The sequence below is a fragment of the Streptomyces sp. NPDC034111 genome, from assembly GCF_055575375.1.
On sequence record NZ_JBVIST010000041.1, the window covers coordinates 1,698 to 3,681 of the forward strand.

The following is a 1,984-nucleotide window of genomic DNA, read 5'->3' on the forward strand; positions in this document are numbered from 1 at the left end:
GGTGGGTGGCTGGTCGTTGCTTGAGAACTGCACAGTGGACGCGAGCATCTGTGGCCAAGTTTTTAAGGGCGCACGGTGGATGCCTTGGCACCAGGAACCGATGAAGGACGTGGGAGGCCGCGATAGGCCCCGGGGAGCTGTCAACCGAGCTTTGATCCGGGGGTGTCCGAATGGGGAAACCCGGCAGTCGTCATGGGCTGTCACCCGCTGCTGAACACATAGGCAGTGTGGAGGGAACGCGGGGAAGTGAAACATCTCAGTACCCGCAGGAAGAGAAAACAACCGTGATTCCGGGAGTAGTGGCGAGCGAAACTGGATGAGGCCAAACCAGTCACGTGTGATACCCGGCAGGGGTTGCGTGGTTGGGGTTGTGGGATCTCTTTTTCATGGTCTGCCGGCCGTGAGACGAGTCAGAAACCGTTGGTGTAGGCGAAGGACATGCGAAAGGTCCGGCGTAGAGGGTAAGACCCCCGTAGCTGAAACATTAACGGCTCGTTTAAGAGACACCCAAGTAGCACGGGGCCCGAGAAATCCCGTGTGAATCTGGCGGGACCACCCGTTAAGCCTAAATATTCCCTGGTGACCGATAGCGGATAGTACCGTGAGGGAATGGTGAAAAGTACCGCGGGAGCGGAGTGAAATAGTACCTGAAACCGTGTGCCTACAAGCCGTGGGAGCGTCGCGCATCGAGTTTACTCGGTGCGTCGTGACTGCGTGCCTTTTGAAGAATGAGCCTGCGAGTTTGCGGTATGTTGCGAGGTTAACCCGTGTGGGGAAGCCGTAGCGAAAGCGAGTCCGAATAGGGCGTTGAGTAGCGTGCCCAAGACCCGAAGCGGAGTGATCTAGCCATGGGCAGGTTGAAGCGGAGGTAAGACTTCGTGGAGGACCGAACCCACCAGGGTTGAAAACCTGGGGGATGACCTGTGGTTAGGGGTGAAAGGCCAATCAAACTCCGTGATAGCTGGTTCTCCCCGAAATGCATTTAGGTGCAGCGTCGTGTGTTTCTTGCCGGAGGTAGAGCACTGGATAGGCGATGGGCCCTACCGGGTTACTGACCTTAGCCAAACTCCGAATGCCGGTAAGTGAGAGCGCGGCAGTGAGACTGTGGGGGATAAGCTCCATGGTCGAGAGGGAAACAGCCCAGAGCATCGACTAAGGCCCCTAAGCGTGTGCTAAGTGGGAAAGGATGTGGAGTCGCAGAGACAACCAGGAGGTTGGCTTAGAAGCAGCCACCCTTGAAAGAGTGCGTAATAGCTCACTGGTCAAGTGATTCCGCGCCGACAATGTAGCGGGGCTCAAGCACACCGCCGAAGTCATGTCATTGCAGCAGAAGACCTAACGGTTGTTGTGATGGGTAGGGGAGCGTCGTGTGCCGGGTGAAGCAGCCGTGGAAACGAGTTGTGGACGGTTCACGAGTGAGAATGCAGGCATGAGTAGCGATACAAGAGTGGGAAACTCTTGCGCCGATTGACTAAGGGTTCCTGGGTCAAGCTGATCTGCCCAGGGTAAGTCGGGACCTAAGGCGAGGCCGACAGGCGTAGTCGATGGACAACCGGTTGATATTCCGGTACCCGCTTTGAAGCGCCAAACATTGAATCAGGCGATGCTAAGTCCGTGAAGCCGCCCTGAGCTCTTCGGAGCGTAGGGGAGTGGTGGAGCCGACGAACCAGACTTGTAGTAGGTGAGTGATGGGGTGACGCAGGAAGGTAGTCCAGCCCGGGCGGTGGTTGTCCCGGGGTAAGGGTGTAGCCCGTCATCTAGGCAAATCCGGATGACATATAAGGGTGAGACCTGATGCCGAGCCGATTGTGGTGAAGTGGATGATCCTATGCTGTCGAGAAAAGCCTCTAGCGAGTTTCATGGCGGCCCGTACCCTAAACCGACTCAGGTGGTCAGGTAGAGAATACCGAGGCGTTCGGGTGAACTATGGTTAAGGAACTCGGCAAAATGCCCCCGTAACTTCGGGAGAAGGGGGGCCATTTCT

General features: G+C 56.8%; 1 rRNA gene (running past one end of the window). It reads left to right on the top strand.

The features are described 5' to 3' along the window. Window positions 1–52: 52 nt before the first annotated feature. A 23S ribosomal RNA gene (locus tag ACZ55A_RS37025) occupies window positions 53–1,984 on the top strand; it runs 1,273 nt beyond the window's last position.